The following is a 2338-nucleotide window of genomic DNA, read 5'->3' on the forward strand; positions in this document are numbered from 1 at the left end:
GTTAAAATACTGGTTTATCCTTGTTCGGTATGACTACGCTTTCTCTGTGGAGTAACTGCGCCATGAGAGCGCCTTTTTATAAAAGAAAGGCGCTCTCATGGCGCACTCATGGCGCACTCACGGCGCACTCACGGCGCACTCATACAGAACCAATATAGAGCCAAAATGCAGGCAATATATTTAACACTTCGATCTTATACTTCGGCTTTATTTGGAACAATGAGTACCGGACAGGCCGACTTTCTGGCTACATGTTCTGCAACGCTACCCATCAGAAAATGATAAAGGCCGGTTCTGCCGTAGGTTCCAATTACAATAAGATCTGAACCCCATTCATCAGACTGTTGAATAATTCCATGTGCGGCGCTGTCCACTACGCTCAGATAGGTCGTTGGAATCCCATGGCTGAATTTGTTCTCTATCTCCTTAAGCAATAAATGACTGTTTTCATCACTGTTGTCGTAGGTCTCCAGGAATACAGGTGCCATAGAAAGATCGGGATTAATGTTGGCCGGTACAGGCTCAATGATGTTGACCAGGGCCACTTCAGCACCGAAAGTTTTGGCAATCTCATAACCAGTTTTAGCTGCCTTTTCGGAGCAGGTACTGTTGTCAACGGCAATTAATACTTTCTTAAGGTTCATAATTATAGAGATTTTGGTTTATATAAAAATAACAATTTTATCTGAGACCTTCGTCACAGCGATATAAAGATAGAAGATCAAAAAATGTGCCCTAATGATCGAAATCATGGAATATTGAATCCCAGATCATTTTTTATAATCGAATTCCCGGCCTCTATTATTGCGATATAATTATTAATTTAGAACAAAAAAAAGATGAAACTGAAATATCTCCTGCTGACCTTTTGTGCTTTATTCTTTATAACTGCGGTAAAAGCGCAGGAGCCTGCTGCATCTGCAGAAATTATCCTTAAAGAAGCTTATCAACAGGCTGCAAAACAAAAAAAGAATGTATTCGTTATTTTTCATGCTTCCTGGTGTGGTTGGTGTCATAAAATGGATGAAGCTATGAATGATGCGAGTTGTAAATCTTTGTTTAACGATCAGTATGTGATCTGCCATCTGGTAGTTAATGAATCTCCTCAAAATAAAAAACTCGAGAATCCCGGGGCACAGGAGGTACTGGCTAAATTTCATGGAGATAAGCAAGGCATTCCTTTTTGGCTGATCCTGGACAAAAATGGAAAACTTCTGGCTGATTCTCAGATCAGACCACAAGATGCAGGACTGGAGGTGATAGGTGAAAATATTGGCTGCCCGTCTAAAAAAGAGGAAATCGCTGCATTTACAAAAATATTAAAGCATACTTCCCGTTTAACGGAGCAGCAATTAGGTGTAATCAGCAAAAGGTTTGAGGCCATCAATACAGGACATTAATCCTATTATATGACAACAGAACTGCAGTTTGGTATATGCCGGGTTTCTATTGCGCCGCTTAGGGCTGAGCCCAGCGACCGGTCAGAAATTGTATCACAGCTCTTGTTTGGGGACGGAGTTGAAATTACGGAACAAAAGGAAAATTGGCGTAAGATCCGGAATATTTATGATGAATATGAAGGCTGGGTGGATATGAAGCAGCTGGAGATTGCGCCGAAAGAAGAGGCTGATGCTATTTCAGATTTTGTTGCCCCGCTGGCTCTGGAAAATACATTGATCGCTGGAGATGGAAGTACCTATTATCTGGCTGCAGGCAGTAGCCTTCCTGGTTTCAGCAACGGCTATTGCAAATTTGGAAACTTACAGTTCAAAGCGGACTTTCAACCTTTGCAGGTTAATTATGGTGTCTTAAAAGGGGATTTGGCCGCATTCGGGCTTTTCTTTCTGAATGCACCTTATCTCTGGGGTGGACGGACGTGGTTTGGAATAGACTGTTCCGGTTTTACACAGATGGTGTTTAAAATGGCCGGCATCAGGATAAAAAGAGATGCTTCCCAACAAGCAGAAGAAGGAGTGACCGTCGATTTTCTTCCTGAAGCAAGGAAAGGGGATGTCGCTTTTTTTGACAATTCAGAAGGACGTATTACGCATGTGGGTATTTTGCTGGACAATCAGCAGATTATACATGCTTCGGGAAAAGTACGGATAGATCCAATTGATGATCAGGGTATTTTTAACAAGGAATTGAATAAATACACCCACCAGCTTCGGATCATTAAAAGATTTTTATAATTAATTTATGAAATTAACGATACAGTTGCATCATCCACAAAAAATTGCACATGAAGCACCTTCTCCTCTCTTTACTGTTTGCTGGTATACTGGCAAATGGCTCAAATGCACAAAATAAATTATCGGCGAGCAGACAATCCGGGCAC

At 41.4% G+C, this 2338-nt stretch carries 3 protein-coding genes; 2 read left to right on the top strand and 1 reads right to left on the bottom strand.

The features are described from left to right. Nucleotides 1-194 precede the first annotated feature (194 nt). Complete coding sequence (locus tag DBR11_RS27455) at nucleotides 195-644, bottom strand: universal stress protein (RefSeq protein ID WP_108555736.1); 450 nt, start codon at nucleotides 642-644, stop codon at nucleotides 195-197. A gap of 195 nt (nucleotides 645-839) precedes the next feature. On the opposite strand from DBR11_RS27455, the gene DBR11_RS27460 reads away from it, so the two are divergent. Beyond that, nucleotides 840-1400, top strand: a complete 561-nt coding sequence (locus DBR11_RS27460; protein WP_108555737.1) for a thioredoxin family protein — start codon at nucleotides 840-842, stop codon at nucleotides 1398-1400. A gap of 9 nt (nucleotides 1401-1409) precedes the next feature. After that, on the top strand, nucleotides 1410-2192 hold the full coding sequence (locus tag DBR11_RS27465) for a C40 family peptidase (protein ID WP_108555738.1): 783 nt from the start codon (nucleotides 1410-1412) through the stop codon (nucleotides 2190-2192). The last annotated feature ends 146 nt before the right edge of the window (nucleotides 2193-2338 follow it).

It is taken from the genome of Pedobacter sp. HMWF019 (assembly GCF_003061025.1).
GTDB lineage: Bacteria > Bacteroidota > Bacteroidia > Sphingobacteriales > Sphingobacteriaceae > Pedobacter.